This is a genomic window from Pseudomonas sp. AM14(2022), assembly GCF_036346455.1.
Classification (GTDB): domain Bacteria; phylum Pseudomonadota; class Gammaproteobacteria; order Pseudomonadales; family Pseudomonadaceae; genus Aquipseudomonas; species Aquipseudomonas putida_A.
The window spans coordinates 396,832-418,749 of record NZ_JAOTNY010000001.1 but is presented as its reverse complement, the minus strand read 5'-3'; the positions used below and the strand labels follow the sequence as shown (position 1 = coordinate 418,749).

The following is a 21,918-nucleotide window of genomic DNA, read 5'->3' as shown; positions in this document are numbered from 1 at the left end:
ACAAGCGCTAAACGAGGACAGCTTCATGGAAGCATTGCAGCAGAAAATCCGCGAACAAGGCATCGTGCTTTCCGACCAGGTCCTGAAGGTCGACGCCTTCCTGAACCACCAGATCGACCCGGCCCTGATGAAGCTGATCGGCGACGAATTCGCCACGCTGTTCAAGGATTCGGGCATCACCAAGATCGTCACCATCGAAGCCTCGGGCATCGCTCCGGCGATCATGACCGGTCTGAACCTGGGCGTGCCGGTGATCTTCGCCCGCAAGCAGCAGTCCCTGACCCTGACCGAAAACCTGCTGTCGGCGACCGTTTACTCGTTCACCAAGAAGACCGAAAGCACCGTGGCCATCTCGCCGCGTCACCTGACCAGCAGCGACCGCGTGCTGATCATCGACGACTTCCTGGCCAACGGTAAGGCTTCGCAGGCGCTGATCTCGATCATCAAACAGGCTGGCGCCACCGTCGCCGGTCTGGGCATTGTGATCGAGAAGTCGTTCCAGGGCGGCCGTGCCGAGCTGGATTCGCAGGGCTATCGCGTTGAATCGCTGGCGCGCGTGAAATCGCTGAAGGATGGCGTCGTTACCTTCATCGAATAAACCAGCAGCACCGCAATACCCCCTGTGGGAGCGGGCTTGCTCGCGAAGGCGTCGTGTCAGTCGACATATTCTTCGACTGATACACCGCCTTCGCGAGCAAGCCCGCTCCCACAGTGGTTTTTGGGGTGAGCCGTCACTGCGCGGTGGCCTTCAGGCCGGTGAGCAGCAGACGCTGGAACAGCTCTTCTTTCAGGCCTTCCGGGTTGGTCAGTTGCATACGTTCAAGGTGTTCGGGGAACGTCGAAGCCTCCGGCGCATCCAGCGCAGCCTTGCCCAGCTCCAAGATCTCGCTCAGCTTGAACTTGCTCTTCAGCCAGTTCAGCGCCCGCAGCAGATCGCGCTCGATCGCGGTGAAATCACAGCCCAGCGGATATTCCGGAAACAGGTTCGGATGCTTCGCGGCAATCGCCTGCAAGCGTTGCGGGGTGTTGTCGGCGAATCGCGGATCGAGGCGGAAGTCCTTCGGCAGTTTGCCGACCTTCTGTGCCTGCTCGATCAACCCCGGCTGGAAGCGTGAATCGCTGATGTTCAGCAACGACTCGATCACCACCGCATCGGTCTTGCCGCGCAGATCGGCGATGCCGTACTCGGTGACCACGATGTCGCGCAGGTGCCGTGGAATCGTGCAATGGCCGTACTCCCAGACGATGTTCGAGCTGACCTCGCCGCCGGACTCGCGCCAGCTGCGCAGGATCAGAATCGAGCGCGCATCGTGCAGCGCGTGGCCCTGGGCAACAAAATTGTATTGCCCGCCGACACCGCTGAGCACCCGCCCGTCTTCCAATTGATCGGCCACACCCGCGCCCATCAGCGTCATGGTGAACACGGTGTTGATGAATCGCGCATCGAGACGCTGCAAGCGCTTGAGCTCTTCCTGCCCGTACAGCTCGTTGATGTAGCTGATGCGGGTCATGTTGAATTCGAGGCGCTTGCTCTGCGGCAACTCACGCAGGCGCTCGTAGAAACTGCGCGGACCGAGGAAGAAGCCGCCGTGCACCGAGATGCCATCGGTTTGCGCCGACTCATCGAGAGTGCCGGCGTTGGCCTGCTCCTGAGTGTGCACGTCGGGGTAGACCTTGCGCCGGATGATCCCGGCATCGGCCAGCACCAGCAGACCGTTGACGAACATTTCACTGCAGCCATACAGGCCTTTGGCGAACGGCGCGGTACCGCCCTCGCGCTCGATCAACTGTGCCCACTGACTGAGATTGATGTCGTTGAGCAAGGCTTGGTAACCAGCGTTGTCCGCCTGCCGCGCGAGCAATGCGGCCGTGAGCGCGTCGCCCATCGAACCGATGCCGATCTGCAAGGTGCCGCCGTCGCGCACCAGGGTGCTGGCGTGCAAACCGATGAAGTGATCCTGAAAACCCACCGGCATGTTCGGCGTGGAAAACAGCGTGCTGCTGTCTTTCGCGTCGATCAGCAGGTCGAAGGTGTCGATATCGACTTCGGCATCGCCGGGCATGTACGGCAGATCGGTGTGCACTTGGCCGACCAGCAGAATGGTCTCCCCGGCATCGCGGCGCTTGGTGATCATCGGCAACAGGTCGAGGGTGATGTCCGGGTTGCAGCTCAGGCTCAGGCGATCGGGATGCTCGCTGCTGCTGGCGAGCAATTGCGCCACCAGATTGAGGCCGGCGGCATTGATATCGCGGGCGGCGTGGCTGTAGTTGCTGCTGACGTAGTCCTGCTGCGCCGGTGCGCTGTTGAGCAGGCTGCCGGGCTGCATGAAGAACTGTTCGATGCGGATGTTGGCGGGCAGGCTGTCACGCTGCAGATCAGCGAGAAAGTCGAATTCGGGATAATCACCGAACACGCGTTCGACGAAGGGTTCGATGAAGCGCTTCTGCAGACCGTCACCCAGCGTCGGCCGCCCCAGGCACAGCGCGGTGTAGATCGTCAGTTGCCGCTCGGGCAGGCTCTTGATGCGCCGGTACAGCGCGTTGACGAAGTGATTGGGCTTGCCCAGCCCCAGCGGCATGCCCATGTGGATATGCGCCGGCAAGCGTGCGAGCACCTCGTCCACCGCCTGTTCGATCGAACACAACTGCACCATCTGAAGCCTCCTGCCCGTTCCGTGAATAGGGGTAGACCGAGCTTGCCTCGACTTTGCTGCAAAGGACAGCGAAAGCCGTGAATCGCAGGCACAAAAAAACCGTCCGAAGACGGTTTTTTCAGCGAGCGATGCCGGCGAATTACAGGCCGGACATTTTGTGAATCGCGCCCTTGAGCTCTTCGTCGGAGCAATCGGCGCAGGTGCCTTTTGGTGGCATCGAGTTGATGCCGCTGATGGCTTTGGCCAACAGACCGTCAATCCCGCCTTGCTCTTTGGCGCGTTTGCCCCAGTCTGCGGCGTCGCCGATTTTTGGGGAGCCCAGCAGACCCGTACCGTGACAAGCGTTGCAATGTTTTGCAATCACTTCATCCGGCGTCTTCGCCCCACCACCGCCGCCAGCGGAGGCAGCGACTTCCATCCCTTTGCATTCCTGCCCCTGAACGCACACCTGGCCGACCGGCTCGAGGCGCTTGGCAATGTCGTCATTCGTCGCAGCTTGAGCGCTGACAGCCCAGAGGGCCAGTACGGTTGCTGGTGCGGCCAGCATTTTCATAATTAGGTTCACGCGTTCACCCTCAATGGTGGCTATTCACGCCTGCGGCCACGGTTCGCAGGCGGGCGCAAGTATAGCGGGTAGCCCGCCACACTGAAACAACCCCATAGTCGAAGGGGTTATACCGCGCTGTGGAAAAACTCATCGGATGCCTTCACCGTCATGGCCTGGCACCTCTGTCTTTAAAAATTCGCCGGCGTGGCTGCGCTGATTAGTCGCGCGGGCGCGTCGAACGGATTACGGAAACGGTGCGGCTTGGTACTTTCAAAATAGTAGCTGTCGCCGGCTTCGAGAATAAAAGTTTCCAGACCCACCACCAGTTCCAGACGCCCTTCCACCAGAATCCCGGTTTCTTCGCCTTCATGGGTGAGCATTTCTTCGCCGGTATCAGCGCCCGGCGGGTAGATTTCGTTGAGAAACGCGATGGCCCGGCTCGGGTGCGCGCGGCCGACCAGTTTCATGGTCACGGCGCCGTCGGAGATGTCGATCAGCTCGTTGGCCTTGTAGACGATCTGGGTCGGGACTTCCTGCAGGATTTCTTCGGAAAAGAACTCGACCATGGACATGGGAATCCCGCCCAGAACCTTCCTCAGCGAACTGATCGAAGGGCTGACGCTGTTCTTTTCGATCATCGAAATGGTGCTGTTGGTGACGCCCGCGCGTTTGGCGAGTTCACGCTGGGAAAGCCCTTTGAGCTTGCGGATCGATTGCAGTCGTTCACCGACGTCCAAGGCGGGAGCCTCCTGATGTTGTAAGAATATTGAGCGTTATCATGGCGACAGCGTTCAGTATTTACAACACTTGGCCCCCGCAGTGGCCTCAACCCTCGGAATAGAGCCTTGGCACGCGACGCAGGTTGCAGAAGATCTGGTACGGAATGGTGTCCGCCCACTGCGCCACTTCGCTGGCGAGGATGTTTTTGCCCCACAGCTCCACGGTCGAACCGAGGTCCGCTTCCGGCACATCGGTGAGGTCGATGCAGAGCATGTCCATCGATACGCGGCCAAGCAGGCGGCTGCGTTTGCCGGCCACCAGCACCGGCGTGCCGGTCGGGGCATGACGCGGGTAGCCATCGGCATAGCCCATGGCAACCACGCCGATGCGCATCGGCTTGTCGGTGATGAATTTGGCGCCATAGCCGATCGGCTCGCCGGCGGGCAGTTCGCGCACGCAGATGACTTTCGATTCGAGGGTCATCACCGGTTGCAGACGCTCGGCCACGGCGTTGGCTTCTTCGAACGGGGTCGCGCCGTAGAGCATGATGCCCGGGCGCACCCAGTCGCTGTGGATCTGCGGCCAACCGAGCACGGCCGGCGAGTTGCGCAGGCTGACTTCGGCAGCCAGACCCTGACGCGCCGCTTCGAACACCGCGACCTGATCGGCGCTGCTCTGCTCATGCAGTTCATCGGCGCGGGCGAAGTGGCTCATCAGCACGATTTTCGCCACTTTGCCGCTGGCCAGCAGGCGCTGGTAGGCCGCCGCGTAGTCCTTCGGATGCAGGCCGACGCGGTGCATGCCGGAATCGAGCTTGAGCCACACGGTGATCGGTTTGCTCAGTGCCGCCTGCTCGATGGCTTCAAGTTGCCACAGCGAATGCACCACGGTCCAGAAATCATGCTCGACGATCAGCGCCAACTCATCAGCTTCGAAGATCCCTTCGAGCAACAACACCGGGGCCTTGATGCCGGCGGCGCGCAGCTCCAGCGCTTCTTCGATGCAGGCAACGGCAAACCCGTCGGCCTCGGCTTCCAGCGCCTGGGCGCAACGCACCGCACCATGACCATAGGCATCAGCCTTGATCACCGCCAGCGCCTTGGCGCCGGTGACTTCGCGGGCAATTCGGTAGTTGTGACGCAGGGCTTCTAGGTCGATCAGGGCACGGGCAGGACGCATGGCGGCAGACTTCTAGGCGGTCATGGAAATAAAAACCGGCGCCGACTGACGACGTGAACCGCCAACAGCGCCGGGAGAGGGATCTTTGAATCGGTTACGGCAACGCGGCGACGATGGAGATCTCGACCAGGATGCTCGGCTTGGCCATCTTCGCTTCGACGGTGGCCCGGGCCGGCGCGGCGCCTTTGGGCAGCCACTGATCCCACACCGAGTTCATCCCGGCAAAGTGCGCCTCGATGTCGTTCAGGTAGATCGTTGCCGACAGCAGATGCTGCTTGTCAGTCCCGGCCAGATCCAGCAAACGCTCGATATTGGCGAGCACCTCGCGGGTCTGCTGTTCGACCCCGGCGTCGAAGTCGTCGCCGACCTGCCCGGCCAGATACACGGTGCCGTTGTGGGTGACGATCTGACTCATGCGCTCATTGGTGAGCTGGCGCTGGATTGCCATGTTTTGCGGACTCCTGAGGCTTGTTGCCGTAACGGGAAATATCGAGGCCTTCGGCGCTGATCTGCGGCTTTTTCTTCGCCATCAGATCGGCCAGCAAACGACCGGAACCGCACGCCATGGTCCAACCCAGGGTGCCGTGACCGGTGTTGAGGAACAGGTTCTTGAACGGCGTGGCGCCCACGATCGGCGTGCCGTCCGGGGTGGTCGGACGCAGACCGGTCCAGAAGCTCGCCTCGGCCAGATTGCCGCCCTGAGGATAAAGGTCGTTGACGATCATCTCCAGGGTTTCACGCCGACGCGGGTTCAGCGACAGGTCAAAACCGGCGATTTCCGCCATGCCGCCGACGCGGATGCGGTTATCGAAACGGGTGATCGCGACCTTGTAGGTCTCGTCGAGAATGGTCGAGGTCGGGGCCATGGCCGGGTTGGTGATCGGCACGGTCAGCGAGTAACCCTTGAGCGGATACACCGGCGCCTTGATGCCCAGCGGCTTGAGCAACTGCGGCGAGTAGCTGCCGAGGGCCAGCACGTAGCGGTCGGCGGTTTCCAGCTTGCCGTCGATCCACACGCCGTTGATGCGGTCACCAGCGTAGTCGAGGCGCTGGATGTCCTGGCCGAAGCGGAATTCCACCCCGAGTTTCACCGCCATTTCCGCCAGACGCGTGGTGAACATCTGGCAGTCGCCGGTCTGGTCGTTCGGCAGACGCAGAGCACCGGCGAGGATGTCGGTGACATTGGCCAGTGCCGGCTCGACACGGGCAATGCCGGCGCGGTCGAGGACTTCAAACGGTACGCCGGATTCTTTCAGCACGGCGATGTCTTTGGCGGCGCCATCGAGCTGCGCCTGAGTGCGGAATAGCTGGGTGGTGCCGAGACTGCGGCCTTCGTAGGCGATGCCGGTTTCGGCGCGCAGTTCATCGAGGCAGTCGCGACTGTACTCGGACAGACGCACCATGCGCTCCTTGTTCACTGCGTAACGGCTAGCGGTGCAGTTGCGCAGCATTTGCGCCATCCACAGGTACTGGTCGATGTCGGCAGTGGCCTTGATCGCCAACGGCGCGTGGCGCTGCAGCAACCACTTGATGGCCTTGAGCGGTACACCCGGCGCAGCCCATGGCGAGGCATAACCCGGCGACACCTGGCCGGCGTTGGCGAAACTGGTCTCCATGGCCACGGCTGGCTGCCGGTCGACCACCACCACTTCAAACCCGGCACGGGCCAGATAGTAAGCACTGGCGGTACCGATGACGCCGCTACCCAAGACCATTACGCGCATTTTTGTATCCCTCATCGCGGCGGGGCCGCGTACGTCTGTTGTTAGAGCAATGATGCGCGCAGTGTAAAAAAGAATGGCCAGTGCATTTCACTATATAAGCGCCTATATTTGGCGACAATTCTCGGCAAAAACCCTTTTCACGGAGGCGCATCCCCTATGCGTACCAACACTCAGACCAAACGTGAGCTGGACAAGATCGACCGCAACATTTTGCGGATCCTGCAGGCGGACGGGCGCATATCGTTTACCGAACTCGGGGAGAAGGTTGGTCTGTCCACCACACCGTGCACGGAGCGGGTGCGCCGGCTGGAGCGCGAAGGGATCATCATGGGCTACAACGCCCGCCTGAATCCGCAGCACTTGAAGGGTAGCCTGTTGGTGTTCGTCGAGATCAGCCTCGATTACAAATCCGGCGACACCTTCGAAGAGTTCCGCCGCGCGGTGCTGAAACTGCCGCACGTGCTGGAATGCCATTTGGTGTCAGGAGATTTCGACTATCTGGTGAAGGCGCGGATTTCCGAGATGGCTTCGTATCGCAAGCTGCTGGGCGACATCCTGTTGAAGCTGCCGCATGTGCGTGAGTCCAAAAGCTATATCGTGATGGAAGAGGTGAAAGAGAGCCTGAGCCTGCCGATTCCAGACTGAAGATTGGCATCGCTCCATTCGCGAGCAGGCTCGCTCCCACAGGGGAATGCATTTCAAATGCGGGAGCGAGCCTGCTCGCGAAGACGTCAGCTCGGTTCCGAGTGAACCCGTTAAACCAACACCTGCCGATTCGAAGCCATGTACTCGAAGATCTGCTTTTCAACCCGTGGATGAATCAGCTCCACCGGCCCCCGCCCGTTCGGGCATGGCAGGGTTTTGGTAGTACCGAACAAGCGGCAAATCAGCGGTCGCTCGCCATACACCGTGCAGCCATCCGGCCCCAGGTGCACACAGTTCAGCTCTTCCATCGCCGCATCCTGCTCGGCGCGGGTCTTGCGCGGCAGGCGCGACATTTCTTCCGGCGAGGTGGTCACCGGCCCACAGCAATCGTGGCAGCCCGGCACGCAGTCGAACGTGGGGATCTGCTGACGCAGGTCGCGGATTGTCTGGCGGTTGCAGCTCATCGAAACAGTAACCCACATCAAATAGGCGGCAATTGTGCCGCAAAAGCCGTGATACACACAGCAACGTCCGACCAGTGTTGCCCGTCTTCGGCCGTGCGGCTTATGCTCCGTCAAATTTTCTCGACACCCAGCCGTTGGATGATGCCCATGAATGCCCGCGCCCGAACCTTCGCGAGCCAACCCCACGTTGCCTCTTATTACGCCGCCAGCAGTCTGCCGCAGCCCGAGTATCCGGTGCTGCAAGGCGAGCTGAGCGCAGACGTGTGCGTGGTCGGCGGTGGCTTCTCGGGGCTGAACACCGCGCTGGAACTGGCCGAACGCGGCCTCAGTGTGGTGTTGCTGGAAGCCCACCGGATCGGCTGGGGCGCCAGCGGCCGCAACGGCGGGCAGTTGATTCGCGGGGTCGGCCACGGCCTCGATCAGTTCAGCAACGTCATCGGCGCTGACGGCGTTCGCCAGATGAAACTGATGGGCCTGGAAGCGGTGGAAATCGTCCGCCAGCGCGTCGAACGGTTCCAGATCCCGTGCGATCTGACCTGGGGCTACTGCGACCTCGCCAACAAACCGGCCGATCTTGAGGGCTTTGCCGAAGACGCCGAAGAGCTGCGCAGCCTTGGCTATCGCTACGAAACCCGTCTGCTGCAAGCCGATGAAATGCACACCGTGGTCGGCTCCAAACGTTACGTCGGCGGCTTGATCGACATGGGTTCCGGGCATCTGCACCCACTGAACCTGGCGCTGGGCGAAGCCGCTGCTGCGCAACAAATGGGCGTCAAACTGTTTGAACAGTCGGGCGTCACGCGCATCGACTACGGCCCGGAAGTTCGCGTCCACACAGCTCAAGGCTCGGTGCGGGCGAAGACTCTGGTGCTGGGCTGCAACGCTTACCTCAACGACCTCAATCCGCAACTCAGCGGCAAAGTGCTCCCGGCCGGCAGTTACATCATCGCGACCGAACCGCTTTCCACAGAACTGGCGCACAGCCTGCTACCGCAAAATATGGCCGTCTGCGACCAGCGCGTGGCGCTGGACTACTATCGGCTCTCGGCCGATCGGCGCCTGCTGTTCGGCGGTGCCTGCCACTATTCCGGGCGCGACCCGAAGGACATCGGCGCCTACATGCAGCCGAAGATGCTCGAAGTGTTTCCGCAACTGGCGGGCGTGAAGATCGACTATCAATGGGGCGGCATGATCGGCATCGGCGCCAACCGTCTGCCACAGATCGGCCGGCTCAATGATCAACCGAACGTGTATTACGCCCAGGCCTATTCCGGGCACGGAGTGAATGCCACGCACTTGGCGGGCAAGCTGCTCGCCGAGGCGATCAGCGGGCAGCACAGCGGTGGCTTTGATCTGTTTGCCAAGGTGCCGCACATCACCTTCCCCGGCGGCAAGCATTTGCGCTCGCCGTTGCTGGCGTTGGGGATGTTGTGGCATCGGATTAAAGAGTTGGTCTGATGTTTTTTTGAGGCCCTGAATACGCCTTCGCGAGCAAGCCCGCTCCCACAGGTGACCGCGCTCCACCTTGAGAACACGGTCGAATGTGGGAGCGGGCTTGCTCGCGAAGGGGCCGAAACAGGCGCTAAAACGTTCAGATCCGCCAGAACGGCTTCAACCCCTCTTCATTTGCCTGCTCCCGGGTCAACCCGACGTCCTTGAGCTGCTCCGGCGTCAGATTCAACAGCGCCTTGCGCGTGTGCAGACGATGCCAGAACAGGCCCCAGCGACTCAGGCCGGACGGCGCGTTACGCATGGCGCTATTCCATGCACTGTCCTCCTGCCCTGCCGCCAGTTCCTGACTGCGTAACGTCAGCCGCACATCGCTCAAGCCGTTCATTTTTGTTGCTCCTGTTTACTTGGGTAGCCAGAGATTCCATGATGCGCGGGTCGGCAAAAGCATTACAGATTCAACACATCTGTATTAATTCCATACAGATTTGCCATTCCTGAGACTGAATCACCGATTTTTGCTGCATCTGTACTGGTTTAACGAATCACCTGCATCGAGGCAGTGCCATGACCCTGTATGTGAACCTCGCCGAACTGCTCGGCACCCGCATCGAACAAGGCTTCTACCGTCCTGGCGATCGCCTGCCTTCGGTGCGCGCCTTGAGCGTAGAACACGGGGTCAGCCTCAGCACGGTGCAGCAGGCCTATCGCATGCTTGAGGACAGCGGTCTGGCGACACCGAAACCCAAGTCCGGCTACTTCGTGCCGGTGGGTCGCGAGCTGCCGGAACTGCCCGCGGTCGGGCGCCCGGCGCAGCGGCCGGTGGAGATTTCGCAGTGGGATCAGGTGCTGGAGCTGATTCGCGCGGTGCCGCGCAAGGACTTGGTGCAACTGGGTCGCGGCATGCCCGACGTGACCACGCCAACGATGAAACCGCTGTTGCGCGGACTGGCGCGGATCAGCCGCCGCCAGGACATGCCCGGTCTGTATTACGACAACATCCACGGCACCCTCGAACTGCGCGAACAGATCGCCCGGCTGATGCTCGATTCCGGCAGCCAGTTGAGCGCCAGCGACCTGGTGATCACTACCGGTTGCCACGAAGCGCTGTCCACCAGCATCCACGCGATCTGCGAGCCGGGCGATATCGTCGCGGTGGATTCGCCAAGCTTTCACGGTGCCATGCAAACCCTCAAAGGGCTGGGCATGAAAGCTCTGGAGATCCCCACCGATCCGCTGACCGGCATCAGCCTCGAAGCGCTGGAACTGGCGCTGGAGCAGTGGCCGATCAAGGTCATCCAGATCACCCCCAACTGCAACAACCCGCTCGGCTACATCATGCCGGAGTCACGCAAACGCGCGTTGCTGACGCTGGCGCAGCGTTTCGACGTGGCGATCATCGAGGACGACGTGTATGGCGAACTGGCCTACACCTACCCGCGTCCACGCACGATCAAGTCCTTCGACGAGGACGGTCGCGTGCTGCTGTGCAGTTCGTTTTCCAAGACCCTGGCCCCGGGCCTGCGCATCGGCTGGGTCGCGCCGGGCCGTTATCTGGAACGGGTGCTGCACATGAAATACATCAGCACCGGTTCCACCGCACCGCAGCCGCAGATCGCCATCGCCGAATTTCTCAAGGGCGGCCATTTCGAACCGCACTTGCGGCGGATGCGCAGCCAATACCAACGCAATCGTGACGCGATGATCGACTGGGTTACTCGCTACTTCCCGGTCGGGACCCGCGCCAGTCGTCCACAGGGCAGCTTCATGTTGTGGGTCGAATTGCCGGAGGGTTTCGATACGCTGAAACTCAATCGCGCGCTGCACGATCAGGGCGTACAGATTGCCGTCGGCAGCATCTTTTCCGCCTCGGGCAAGTACCGCAATTGTCTGCGGATGAACTACGCGGCGAAACCGACACCACAGATCGAAGAGGCGGTTCGCAAGGTTGGCGCGGCGGCGATCAAACTGCTGGCCGAAGCCTGATCATTCCAGCTGAAACGTACCGAATCCCTCAAATCGCTGAAGGTCGGCGACACGACTTGAGGCATCACTGACGCGCGCTTCGATTTCCAGCTCCACCTCCAGATGGCGTCCGGCGGCGATACTGCCTGCGCGCCATGCGGTGATGCGATCGCCAGGCTGCAACAGGCCCGCCTCGCCATCATCGCGCTGCCATTGCACCGGCGCGCCATCCAGACGCGCCGCCACAATGCGTATCTGCAACCGTCCCGGTGCCCAGCGGTAATGCAGCGCATCGCTGCTCGGAGCAGCAAAGTTCCACCTGATGGCGCGCGCAGCCGGACATTGAATCCGTAGATGAACCGTGCGCACACCAAAACTGCCGTCATTGCCCGATGGCCGGGCGAGCAGCTCCGCCCGCGTCGAAACGCCATAGTCCACAGCGCTCGGTGAGAGTGTCATCTGACAGGCCTCGCTGGCCATGACCGAGGTCGATGCCAACGATGCCAGCGTGATCAGGACAATCCATCGATGCATGCGCAATAACTCGGTCATGTAAGGTTCAAAGGCTGACAGAGCGCGTCGACGGGCTCGATCAATGCTTGCTCGTCCGGCGCTTCAGCCAGATTGAATTGCAGGTCGCAGTGCGCGCTATCCGACAGTTGCACCCGCAGCGACTGACCGGGTTTGATGTCCGGTAGAAAGATCGCCCCGGCCTCAAGCACCGTGGTCACGTATTCGCCTTGCCCGTTCTGTACGGCGAGGCCACTGGGCAGCCATTGCCGGTCAAGCGTCCTGGCCTTCAACAGCACACGCCGCACGCGGGTGATGGAAAAATCCATATGCTGAACCGAGCCACGCCCGGCCTCGACCTCCTGATAACCGTCGAGCACCTCGACGTTGCGCGGCAAACTCAACGGATCGACTTCCAGCCGGGCTGTGGAATAGGCCGGCAAACTCGCCACCACCGCCCGGCCCAATCCATCCGTCCACACCGGGCCTTGCGGCGTGTACAGCTTCAGACCCGCACGGTCGCCAGCCTTGAGTACGGCAAAGGTCTCGCGCAGCGGATACGGCGACAGCGTCACACCGTCGCGATGCAACGCCATGCCGCCGCGCAGCCCCAGGTCGAATTCGCTAGCCCCGGCTCGCTGGTTCAGGCCCAGATCCAGACTGGTGTAATGCGCCAGTGCGTTGACCCGCAAACCCAGCGATGGCGCCGCGGCTTCACGCTGTTCGGCACTGGCGCTATAGGCCAGGGTTTCACTGAGCACTTCACTCATCGACACGCCACTGCGCATCCCGGATCGCGGATCGCTGCGCAGGTAGCTGCGAGCCCTGCGCTGATCGCCCAATGGCATCGCCGCCGTCAGATAGACCGAGGTGCCCCGCTGCCTCGCGTCGGCATCGCCGATCCCTCGCTCCATACTCAACGACAGGCTGATGCGCGCGGGCAGTGTCTGCGACCAGGACAATCCCAGGCGCATGTCGGGTGGCTCGTCCACGCTGGTGTAGCGCGACCAGGTCATGCCGAATGCCCCCCAGCGCTCGACAGTACCGTTGAGCGAAAATGTCCAGTGATCGCGCCCGGAGGCGTCGGCCCGTCCCTGCTGCTGGCTCCAGCCGGTGTCCGACAGGCTGCGAAAGCCCTGGCCACGGTGCACCGCAACCACACTGGTGGACAGATTCGGCGACAACACGGCACTGACGGTCATTTGCACCTCATGACCTGCAATGCCTGTGTCTCGATCGCTGGACAGCACCTGGCGCACACCGGTGCTCAGATTGCCCGGCCATTGACGCTGCAGCCCCCAGCCTGCCGACAGATAATCCGCCCCACCGAGGAGCCCGCCGCTCACGCGCACCGCGCGCGACAGACTCCACTCCCGCCCAAGGGTGGCAAACGACGGCGCCTGACGATCATCCGAACCCTGGCGTCGCACCGTGCCCAGCGCCAGGTTGAAGCCGTCGGCGCGATCGGATTGTGGATCCTGCAGGCTGGCTGCCGGGACGCGAAAACGCCGCACTTGCCCTTCCTGCTCGTGCACGCTGACCTCGAGGTCGAGCTGGTTGCTCAACAACGGCAGCGCGCGCAAGGTGAAGGGGCCGCCGGGAACCAGCGTGGTGTAGATCAGCACGCCGTTCTGCCGGACTTCGATTCGTGATGGCGACCAGGCAATGCCCTCGACCTCGCCACGTGCGCCCTCCTGTGCTGCGCGCATTTGCGCGAACGCACCTTCCGGCAGAATCTGCACTCCGTTGAACGATTCGCCGGCGAACAATGGCGACTGCAAGTTCAACTGGCCGATCTGCACGTTGGCTTCGTAGTCTTCCAGGGTGCGCGTGCCGTAGGCATACAGATGCTCGAAGCGAGTGCTATCGGGCAACTGCGTATAGGACTGGCGACTGCGCAAGACCCAGTTGCCGGCATTCAGGCCGAACTCCGAACCCAGTCTGCGAAAGTCACTACGTTGCCCCTCGTGCTGGCTGCCCATGACCAAAACATCGTAGTTGAACACGCCGCCCACTCCGCCATTGGCGAAGCTGCGTGGCTGGAATTCCGGCAATGCCAACAGGTCCGTCGGCAGCAGCAGGTCGATCTGTTCCTTGCCGGGATGCAATGCAACGGTGGCCGCTGGCAGACCTTCGCCCAGCGTCAGGCACTGCTGCGGTTGAACGGGGGGCAAAGCCGCTTGCGCGCGCACACCAGCAGCCTTGAGCAAGGCCGGTTGCAGGCACGGCTCGCCCTGTTCATTGAATGCCACGAACACCCGCCCCCGTGGCTGTCCATTGACCTCAAGCGCGACCAGCCATGTGCCTTGGGAGAAACGCGGTGCCTGGCGAAAGTACTCAGCCAATGCGGGGTCGAGCCCGCGCTCGCGAAGCACCTGCGCATCGAATTCCACCCCTTCACTGGCCATCGTCATGCCGATCGCATTCGCCATCAGCAGTGCCAGTCCCTGACGGGCACACGCGCGCATCAGTGCGTAACCGGGGCATCAAAGTGATCGACCGCAAAGCCATAGGTGGTCGCCGGAAAGATCCGCACTGCCATGGTTCGCACTGTCACGTTCAACGGCGACCCGACAGACAGGCGCTCCCCTGGCAGGATCCAGGTACGCGGCAGATCCACCGCCTGCGTGCCCGGCAGCGGAACAATCGCTTTGGCCAGGCGCACCACGTAAGGACTGGGATTACTGACCAGCAAACCTTCAGCCGTGGCTGACCAGCTCAGGCATTTCCATGGCTCGCGCTCCACTGGCAGACCGGCGGGGCGCAGGATCACCGGCAGGTTTTGCCGAACCCCCAGATTGACCCGGGCACCGTCGACACCTGCCACAGGATTGATCCCCTCAAAAATCACCCGTTTCAGACGCTCGGTCTGCAATGGTTCGGCGCTCTGCAACATGAACCGTACCTGCTGCACCGCACCAGGCTCGACACGGGCAATCGGCGGACTGAACAGCAACAGCTGTTGATCGTGCGGCTCGATATTTTCGACCGTGGTGTGCAGCAGGGCCGGACGCGTTTCGGTGTTTCGCACATTCATCGTCGCTTCACCGACGCCCTCATCCACCACCAGCACAGGGGTTTGCGGCACCATTCCGGCAGCGTGAACCCCGGGCATCAAAATCAAGACGAGCAGGCACAGTGGCAACGCCCGCAAGCCTGGGCGGCACATTGAAATCGGCATCGGTATTGCTCCGCAGGGGGCAGCGCACCCGGCAAAGGGCGCGCTGAATGAACCTGAAAGAACCCGGTAATGGCCGGGTTCTGACGATCAGAGGTAGAACATCTCGAAGGTCACCGAGCCATCGAGCGGGATCTCGCTGGTGATCGGCAGCGCGTTGCTCGGGCCGATGATCGGCAACAGGCTCATCGGAAACCCGTGGTGACGGGCCGCGACCGGGCCAGCTGCCACGCCGGAACCCCATGAGTAGAGCGCCGGGGCATTGCCCACCAGCGGCGAAGCAGGCAGTTGCCACGCCGGTGCTGCCAGAGTGCGTGTCATCAGAGTCTGCGGCGCACCGTCGGCTTCCGGACGACCGTGACGCAGCGCAAATCCGCCGATACGGATGCCGTTGATTTCACCCAGGCCGTAGAACAAAGCCGGATCGTTATTACCGGCACCATCGTTGATGCCCGGCAATTTGGTGGCTGTACGATTGTCTCTGACCGACACCTCGACCGATGCCTCTGCATCACAGTTGATGTGCAGCGAAATGTCGTGGGTCGGCAGCAGCGTCTGCGTGGTCTTGTTCAGGGTAGCTGCGGATATTTTGCGCAAATCTACCGTGCCGCCACCGGCAAATGCGGGGATGCACGACGTCGGAATAATGGTTCCGACCACACTCAGGTCCACGCTCTCAGCGACCACCAGGGTGGGTAATACTGCAGCCGCGACGGCTACCATCCATGTTGTTTTTTTCATCAGTCCCTACTTCATCGGTTATTGATCAATGGCAGTTGTTCAGCGCATTGCCTTCACAAGACGCTGAACACCGGGGCGATGATTTCGTTTTTTGCAGGAATCGTATGTAGGAATAGGCACCGACCAAGAGCTGAAAAAACAACAAAACAAATAGTCCAAAACCACAGGCGAACTCATTCCTACTTTTGAACGACTAATTGTTTACACAGTGTGGCGAGGATCCGCCGGAAACGGTCTTGGAAATCCTCTGCGTGCCATACTCCGTCACCCCCTGCCTCCAGCCGAGAAACCAACGTGCAACCCGGAAAAAAATTGCTCGCTGTCTGTGTGTTGTGTTCGTTGGCCAGTGGTTGCGCCACCCTCGATGCGCCGCGCGAACCCAGCCAGGCGTTGCCGGCCGCGGGCTCCGCATTCGGTCGCTCGATTCAGACCCAGGCAGCGCCCTGGCAGGGCCGTTCCGGCTTCCGCTTGCTGTCCAACAGCACAGAAGCCTTCACCGCCCGCGCCGAGCTGATTCGCAATGCGCAAACCAGCCTCGACTTGCAGTACTACATCGTCCATGACGGCGTCAGCACGCGGATGCTGGTGGAGGAACTGCTCAAGGCCGCCGACCGCGGCGTGCGCGTGCGCATCCTGCTCGACGACACCACCAGCGACGGCCTCGACACGATCATCGCCACGCTGGCGGCGCATCCACAGATCCAGATCCGCCTGTTCAATCCGCTGCACCTGGGCCGCAGCACCGGCGTGACCCGCGCCGCCGGACGCCTGTTCAACCTGTCGCTGCAACACCGGCGCATGCACAACAAACTGTTCCTGGCGGACAATAGCGTGGCCATCGTTGGCGGGCGCAATCTGGGCGACGAGTATTTCGATGCCGAGCCGAATCTGAATTTCACCGACATCGACATGCTCAGTGTCGGCCCGGTGGCAGAGCAGCTCGGGCACAGTTTCGACCAGTACTGGAACAGCGCGCTGAGCAAGCCGATCAACGAATTCCTCTCCAGCAAACCAAGCGCCAAAGACCTGCAGAACACCCGCACGCGCCTGGAAGAGTCGCTGGATGAAACCCGTAAACAGAATCACGCGCTGTATCAACAGTTGATGACGTTCAAGACCGCGCCACGCATGGACATCTGGCGCAAGGAACTGATCTGGGCCTGGAACCAGGCATTGTGGGACGCGCCGAGCAAGGTGCTGGCCAAGGACGAACCGGACCCGCAACTGCTGCTGACCACGCAACTGGCGCCGGAGCTGCGCGGCGTCAGCAAAGAGCTGATCATGATCTCGGCGTACTTCGTGCCCGGCCAGCCGGGGCTGGTGTACCTGACCGGGCGCGCCGACGCCGGGGTCTCGGTGAGCCTGCTGACCAACTCGCTGGAAGCCACCGATGTGCCGGCGGTGCACGGCGGTTACGCACCGTATCGCAAGGCGCTGCTGGAACACGGGGTGAAACTGTATGAACTGCGCCGTCAGCCCGGGGATAACTATGGCAGCGGCCCACATCTGTTCTACAGCAAGTCTTTCCGTGGTTCGGATTCCAGCCTGCACAGCAAGGCGATGATTTTCGATCGGCAGAAAGCGTTCATCGGCTCGTTCAACTTCGATCCGCGCTCAGTGCTGTGGAACACCGAAGTCGGGGTGCTGGTGGACAGCCCGGAACTGGCCGAACACGTGCGCGAACTGGCGCTGCAAGGCATGGCGCCGGCCCTGAGTTATCAGGCGAAACTGCAGGATGGCGAGATCGTCTGGGTGACCGAGGACAATGGTCAGATGCACACGCTGACCCAGGAACCAGGCAACTGGTGGCGGCGCTTCAATGCGTGGTTCAGCACCACTGTCGGCCTGGAGCGGATGCTGTAGTCGAATTGAAAACTCATTTGTGGCGAGGGAGCTTGCTCCCGCCTGAGTGCGCAGCGCTCACGAAGTCTTTGGGGCCGCTGCGCAGCCCAGCGGGAGCAAGCTCCCTCACCACAAGAATTCTTTCGCTTTAAGAGCTGACTTAAGCAGGCTCGGCCACTGTGCCGAATGCCCCCTGACGCATCAGTAGAATCACCAATCCAAACGCCCCCGCCGCCATCAACAACGGCAACGCATGCCCGCTGATCCACTGACTGCCCGCCCCCGCCAGCAACGGCCCGATCAGACAGCCGACACCCCACAGCTGCGCAATGTGCGCATTGGCCCGCACCAGCGCATCGTCGCGATAACGCTCGCCGATCAGAATCAGTGACAAGGTGAACAGGCCACCGGCACTGGCGCCGAACAACACCCACAACGGCCAGATCAGCAGCGTGTCGATCAACAGCGGAATCGCCAGACTCGACAGCATCAGGATCACTGCGCAACCGGCGAACAACGTGCGCCGCGACAGGTAATCCGCCAGCGCGCCGATCGGCAGTTGCAACAATGCGTCGCCGACCACCACCGTGCTGACCATCGCCAGCGCAATCTCGGCGGTGAAGCCCTGTTGCAGGCAATACACCGGCAACAGCGTGAGGATCATCGCTTCGAACGCGGCGAACAGTGACACCGCCCAGGCAATCGCCGGCAGCTCCCGGGCAAAACCCCACAGATCGCTGAACGTAACGCTGCTGGATTCACTGCTCGGCGCACCACTGCGGCCCATCAACAGCAATGGCGAGACTGTCAGCAGCCCGACACCGACCCAGAAACCATAATCATGCTCAGTGCCTAGCGCACCCAGCAGCAGCGGACCAGACAGTTGGCTCAGCGCATAGCTGCTGCCATACAGAGCGACCAGACGACCGCGCCAGTGTTCGACGACCAGTTGATTGATCCAGCTCTCGCCGAGGATGAATACGATGGTCAGGATCACCCCGATCATCAGGCGCAGCACCAGCCAGACCGGATAACTCGGCAACAGCGCGAGCAAGCCGATCGACAACGCCCCGGCCCACAGGCACAGGCGCATCAGGTTGGCGGTGCCGAGACGTGCCGCCAGATGACTGGAAATCTTCGCCCCCAGCAATACGCCAATCGCCGGCATCGCCGCCATCACGCCGATGGCGAAAGAGCCGTAACCCCAGCTCTCCAGACGCAACGACACCAGCGGCATGCTGACCCCCAGGGCCAGGCCGACACTCAAGACAGACGCCAACACGGCGAAATACGTCGCCCAACGCATGGTCCACGCTCCTGTGGATATTCTTATGTGCGCCACAAAATCACTGTGGGAGCGGGCTTGCTCGCGAAAACGATTTCACATTCAGCAGATGTGCTGACTGATACACCGCTTTCGCGAGCAAGCCCGCTCCCACAGGGGATCTCCGTAAGTTCGAAAGCCTGAACGAATCAGGCTCCCGCTAACGGCTTACAGCTTGATCCACGTCGCCTTCAGCTCGGTGTATTTGTCGAACGCGTGCAGCGACTTGTCGCGACCGTTGCCCGACTGCTTGAAGCCGCCGAACGGTGCGGTCATGTCGCCGCCGTCGTACTGGTTGACCCACACGCTGCCGGCGCGTAGCGCCTTGGCGGTCAGGTGCGCCTTGGAGATGTCCTGAGTCCATACCGCAGCGGCCAGACCATACGGCGTGTCGTTGGCGATCTGGATCGCTTCTTCGGCGGTATCGAAGGCGATGACCGACAGCACCGGGCCGAAGATCTCTTCCTGAGCGATCTTCATCGCGTTGCTCACGCCGTCGAAAATCGTCGGCTCGACGTAAGTGCCACCGGTTTCCTGGAGAATGCGTTTGCCGCCCGCCACCAGTTTGGCGCCATCGCTGTGACCGGATTCGATGTACGACAGCACGGTGTTCATCTGCTGGGTATCGACCAGCGCGCCGACGTTGGTCGCCGGATCCAGCGGATTGCCCGGCTTCCAGGCCTTCAGCGCCTCGATCACCATCGGCAGGAATTTGTCCTTGATCGAACGCTCGACCAGCAGACGCGAACCGGCGGTGCAGACTTCGCCCTGGTTGAAGGCGATGGCGCTGGCGGCGGATTCGGCAGCGGCTTGCAGGTCCGGCGCATCGGCGAAGACGATATTCGGGCTCTTGCCGCCGGCTTCCAGCCACACGCGCTTCATGTTCGATTCGCCGGAGTAGATCATCAGTTGCTTGGCGATCTTGGTCGAACCGGTGAACACCAGCGTGTCGACGTCATTGTGCAGGGCCAGCGCCTTGCCGACGGTGTGACCATAGCCCGGCAGCACGTTGAGCACGCCTTTCGGGATACCGGCCTCAACCGCCAGCGCAGCGATGCGGATGGCGGTCAGCGGGGATTTTTCCGACGGCTTGAGGATCACCGAGTTACCGGTCGACAGCGCCGGGCCGAGTTTCCAGCAAGCCATCATCAGCGGGAAGTTCCACGGCACGATGGCGCCGACAACGCCCACCGGCTCGCGGGTCACCAGACCCAGTTGATCGTGCGGCGTGGCGGCGACTTCGTCGTAGATCTTGTCGATCGCCTCACCGCTCCAGCTCAGCGCTTGCGCCGCGCCCGGTACGTCGATGTACAGCGAATCGCTGATCGGCTTACCCATGTCGAGGGTTTCGAGCAGCGCCAGTTCTTCAGCGTGCTGCTTGAGCAGGCTGGCGAAACGGATCATGGTGGCTTTGCGCTTGGTCGGCGCGAGGCGCGACCACACGCCAGAATTGAAGGTGGCGCGGGCGTTTTCCACGGCGCGCTGGGCGTCGGCGGCGTCACAGCTGGCGATCTTGCCCAGCAGACGGCCATCGACCGGGCTGATGCACTCGAAGGTCTCGCCGGAGACGGCGTCGGTGTATTCACCGTTGAGATAGGCGCGGCCTTCGATCTTCAGGTCGCGAGCACGTTGTTCCCAATCGGCACGAGTCAGGGTGGTCATTCGAGTGTCCTCCTCTTGTTGAATAGAGCGCCGCGTTCTTCGCGGTCGTCTTCAGGAATGCTGCCCGGCCAGCCTGCTTTTCGGCCCAAGGCACCCGCCACCCTAAACCAGCGGCCGGGGTTGTTTCAATATATTTGACATAAGCGCGCCATACGCCCTTGCGGTGTTCATTTTAATAAACATAGACTTTGGCCCTTTCAAGCCACCGCGCCGTCATCACGGGAGAAAACAACAATGAACATCCAGAACGTCGTCGATATCAGCCTGACCAGCAGCGAAGCCGAACGCTATCGCCCGGACCCGGCCAAAGTGCTCAAGGGCGACCCAGAGCAAGCGGTGTTCAATCAGTACGACAGCCCTTGTGGGCAAATGGGTGTTGGCGTGTGGGAAGGTGCGGTCGGGCAGTGGACGGTGAACTACACCGAACATGAATACTGCGAAATCCTGCAAGGGGTTTCGGTGCTGCGTGACAGCGATGGCAATGCCAAGACCTTGCGTGTTGGCGACCGCTTTGTGATTCCGGCCGGTTTCCGTGGTACCTGGGAAGTGCTGGAGGCTTGCCGCAAGATCTATGTGATCTTTGAACAGAAGGCCTGAGTCTTTCGCTGATATTACCGGCCCCTTCGCGAGCAGGCTCGCTCCCACATTCGACCGCATTCCATTGTGGGAGCGAGCCTGCTCGCGAAAGCGTCGCAACAGTCAGCACAAAACTCAAGGCAACAAAAAAGGCCCGCATCTCACGATACGGGCCTTTTTCGTAAGTCGGGAAAAATCAATTACTTGATTTTGCCTTCCTTGTAGATCACGTGCTTGCGAACAACCGGATCATATTTCTTGATCTCGATTTTGTCCGGGGTAGTACGCTTGTTCTTGTCGGTAGTGTAGAAGTGACCAGTACCGGCGCTCGAGATCAAACGAATCAATTCACGCATGATTAGCTCCCTTAAATCTTGCCATCGCGGCGAAGTTCGGCGAGCACGACACTGATGCCACGCTTGTCGATGATGCGCATGCCTTTGGCAGATACGCGCAGACGCACAAAACGTTTCTCTTCTTCAACCCAGAAGCGGTGATGCTGCAGGTTCGGCAGGAAACGACGACGGGTTTTGTTGTTTGCGTGGGAAATGTTATTCCCGGTTACCGGACCCTTACCGGTAACTTGACATACTCTCGACATGCCTCAGCCCTCTAAAACCACATGCCCAACCCGGCATGGGTTGGCCGCTTAATCTCTCAGTCATTTGGCGCCAGGCGCCGCGTTTCTTTAGAGGTCTTACCGGCTACACCTACAGTGAAGGAACCGGGCCCCTAGAA

Annotated in this window: 22 protein-coding genes; 6 read left to right on the top strand and 16 right to left on the bottom strand. The window is 61.3% G+C overall.

From position 1 onward, the window contains the following. The first annotated feature begins 25 nt into the window (after window positions 1-25). Window positions 26-598 (top strand): xanthine phosphoribosyltransferase, encoded by a 573-nt coding sequence (locus V3W27_RS01930; RefSeq protein WP_007962388.1) that lies wholly within the window; start codon window positions 26-28, stop codon window positions 596-598. A gap of 133 nt (window positions 599-731) precedes the next feature. Here the strand turns inward: V3W27_RS01930 and V3W27_RS01920 are convergent, their stop codons facing one another. The 6 genes from V3W27_RS01920 to dadA form a co-directional block, all read right to left on the bottom strand. Continuing rightward, window positions 732-2,654, bottom strand: coding sequence for an acetyl-CoA hydrolase/transferase C-terminal domain-containing protein (locus V3W27_RS01920; RefSeq protein ID WP_330205798.1), 1,923 nt, complete (start codon window positions 2,652-2,654; stop codon window positions 732-734). A gap of 139 nt (window positions 2,655-2,793) precedes the next feature. Next, window positions 2,794-3,207, bottom strand: coding sequence for a c-type cytochrome (locus V3W27_RS01915; RefSeq protein ID WP_330205933.1), 414 nt, complete (start codon window positions 3,205-3,207; stop codon window positions 2,794-2,796). A 182-nt stretch (window positions 3,208-3,389) separates the two neighbouring features. Continuing rightward, entirely contained in the window at window positions 3,390-3,938 is a 549-nt protein-coding gene (locus V3W27_RS01910; RefSeq protein ID WP_007920393.1) for a cupin domain-containing protein, read from the bottom strand. An 88-nt stretch (window positions 3,939-4,026) separates the two neighbouring features. Then, window positions 4,027-5,100 carry an alanine racemase gene (gene alr / locus V3W27_RS01905; protein ID WP_330205797.1) on the bottom strand — a complete coding sequence of 358 codons (1,074 nt, stop codon included), beginning with the start codon at window positions 5,098-5,100 and terminating at the stop codon, window positions 4,027-4,029. A gap of 94 nt (window positions 5,101-5,194) precedes the next feature. Then, window positions 5,195-5,548, bottom strand: coding sequence for a RidA family protein (locus tag V3W27_RS01900; RefSeq protein WP_027610426.1), 354 nt, complete (start codon window positions 5,546-5,548; stop codon window positions 5,195-5,197). Next, the gene (dadA, locus tag V3W27_RS01895) at window positions 5,520-6,824 is read right to left on the bottom strand and encodes a D-amino acid dehydrogenase (RefSeq protein WP_007962383.1); all 1,305 of its coding nucleotides are present in this window, start codon (window positions 6,822-6,824) and stop codon (window positions 5,520-5,522) included. The genes V3W27_RS01900 and dadA overlap by 29 nt, the downstream gene beginning before the upstream one ends. A gap of 156 nt (window positions 6,825-6,980) precedes the next feature. Between dadA and V3W27_RS01890 the strand changes: the two genes are divergently transcribed. Beyond that, window positions 6,981-7,469 (top strand): Lrp/AsnC ligand binding domain-containing protein, encoded by a 489-nt coding sequence (locus tag V3W27_RS01890; protein WP_003177284.1) that lies wholly within the window; start codon window positions 6,981-6,983, stop codon window positions 7,467-7,469. Window positions 7,470-7,579: 110 nt separating this feature from the next. Here V3W27_RS01890 and V3W27_RS01885 read toward each other — a convergent pair whose 3' ends face one another. Next, window positions 7,580-7,933 carry a YkgJ family cysteine cluster protein gene (locus tag V3W27_RS01885; RefSeq protein WP_330205796.1) on the bottom strand — a complete coding sequence of 118 codons (354 nt, stop codon included), beginning with the start codon at window positions 7,931-7,933 and terminating at the stop codon, window positions 7,580-7,582. Window positions 7,934-8,080: 147 nt separating this feature from the next. Here V3W27_RS01885 and V3W27_RS01880 point away from each other — a divergent pair, with 147 nt between their 5' ends. Further along, window positions 8,081-9,391 (top strand): NAD(P)/FAD-dependent oxidoreductase, encoded by a 1,311-nt coding sequence (locus tag V3W27_RS01880; RefSeq protein ID WP_330205795.1) that lies wholly within the window; start codon window positions 8,081-8,083, stop codon window positions 9,389-9,391. 133 nt (window positions 9,392-9,524) lie between these two features. Here the strand turns inward: V3W27_RS01880 and V3W27_RS01875 are convergent, their stop codons facing one another. Beyond that, a complete protein-coding gene (locus V3W27_RS01875; RefSeq protein WP_027610423.1) occupies window positions 9,525-9,770 on the bottom strand; it encodes a DUF1127 domain-containing protein in 246 nt (81 codons plus the stop codon). 179 nt (window positions 9,771-9,949) lie between these two features. Between V3W27_RS01875 and V3W27_RS01870 the strand changes: the two genes are divergently transcribed. Continuing rightward, window positions 9,950-11,368 (top strand): aminotransferase-like domain-containing protein, encoded by a 1,419-nt coding sequence (locus tag V3W27_RS01870; RefSeq protein WP_330205794.1) that lies wholly within the window; start codon window positions 9,950-9,952, stop codon window positions 11,366-11,368. On the opposite strand, the gene V3W27_RS01865 is transcribed toward V3W27_RS01870, so the two are convergent. The 4 genes from V3W27_RS01865 to V3W27_RS01850 form a co-directional block, all read right to left on the bottom strand. Further along, window positions 11,369-11,899, bottom strand: coding sequence for a hypothetical protein (locus tag V3W27_RS01865; protein ID WP_330205793.1), 531 nt, complete (start codon window positions 11,897-11,899; stop codon window positions 11,369-11,371). It lies immediately after the preceding gene. After that, a complete protein-coding gene (locus V3W27_RS01860; protein ID WP_330205792.1) occupies window positions 11,896-14,325 on the bottom strand; it encodes a fimbria/pilus outer membrane usher protein in 2,430 nt (809 codons plus the stop codon). Before V3W27_RS01860 ends, V3W27_RS01865 begins: the two co-directional genes overlap by 4 nt. Further along, window positions 14,325-15,038, bottom strand: coding sequence for a fimbria/pilus chaperone family protein (locus V3W27_RS01855; protein WP_330205791.1), 714 nt, complete (start codon window positions 15,036-15,038; stop codon window positions 14,325-14,327). The genes V3W27_RS01860 and V3W27_RS01855 overlap by 1 nt, the downstream gene beginning before the upstream one ends. 87 nt (window positions 15,039-15,125) lie before the next feature. After that, complete coding sequence (locus V3W27_RS01850) at window positions 15,126-15,776, bottom strand: DUF1120 domain-containing protein (protein ID WP_097089501.1); 651 nt, start codon at window positions 15,774-15,776, stop codon at window positions 15,126-15,128. A gap of 312 nt (window positions 15,777-16,088) precedes the next feature. Between V3W27_RS01850 and V3W27_RS01845 the strand changes: the two genes are divergently transcribed. Further along, window positions 16,089-17,639: a phospholipase D family protein gene (locus tag V3W27_RS01845; protein WP_442962636.1), complete on the top strand. Its 1,551-nt coding sequence runs from the start codon at window positions 16,089-16,091 to the stop codon at window positions 17,637-17,639. 139 nt (window positions 17,640-17,778) lie between these two features. Here the strand turns inward: V3W27_RS01845 and V3W27_RS01840 are convergent, their stop codons facing one another. Next, entirely contained in the window at window positions 17,779-18,924 is a 1,146-nt protein-coding gene (locus tag V3W27_RS01840; protein ID WP_330205789.1) for an MFS transporter, read from the bottom strand. Between the two features lie 186 nt (window positions 18,925-19,110). Further along, window positions 19,111-20,604, bottom strand: coding sequence for an aldehyde dehydrogenase (locus tag V3W27_RS01835; protein WP_095137694.1), 1,494 nt, complete (start codon window positions 20,602-20,604; stop codon window positions 19,111-19,113). Window positions 20,605-20,838: 234 nt separating this feature from the next. On the opposite strand from V3W27_RS01835, the gene V3W27_RS01830 reads away from it, so the two are divergent. Next, a complete protein-coding gene (locus V3W27_RS01830; protein ID WP_097089496.1) occupies window positions 20,839-21,201 on the top strand; it encodes a cupin domain-containing protein in 363 nt (120 codons plus the stop codon). Between the two features lie 179 nt (window positions 21,202-21,380). Here the strand turns inward: V3W27_RS01830 and rpmG are convergent, their stop codons facing one another. Then, window positions 21,381-21,536: a 50S ribosomal protein L33 gene (gene rpmG, locus V3W27_RS01825; protein ID WP_003177274.1), complete on the bottom strand. Its 156-nt coding sequence runs from the start codon at window positions 21,534-21,536 to the stop codon at window positions 21,381-21,383. A gap of 11 nt (window positions 21,537-21,547) precedes the next feature. Then, window positions 21,548-21,781: a 50S ribosomal protein L28 gene (rpmB, locus tag V3W27_RS01820; RefSeq protein WP_003229474.1), complete on the bottom strand. Its 234-nt coding sequence runs from the start codon at window positions 21,779-21,781 to the stop codon at window positions 21,548-21,550. Between the last annotated feature and the right edge of the window lie 137 nt (window positions 21,782-21,918).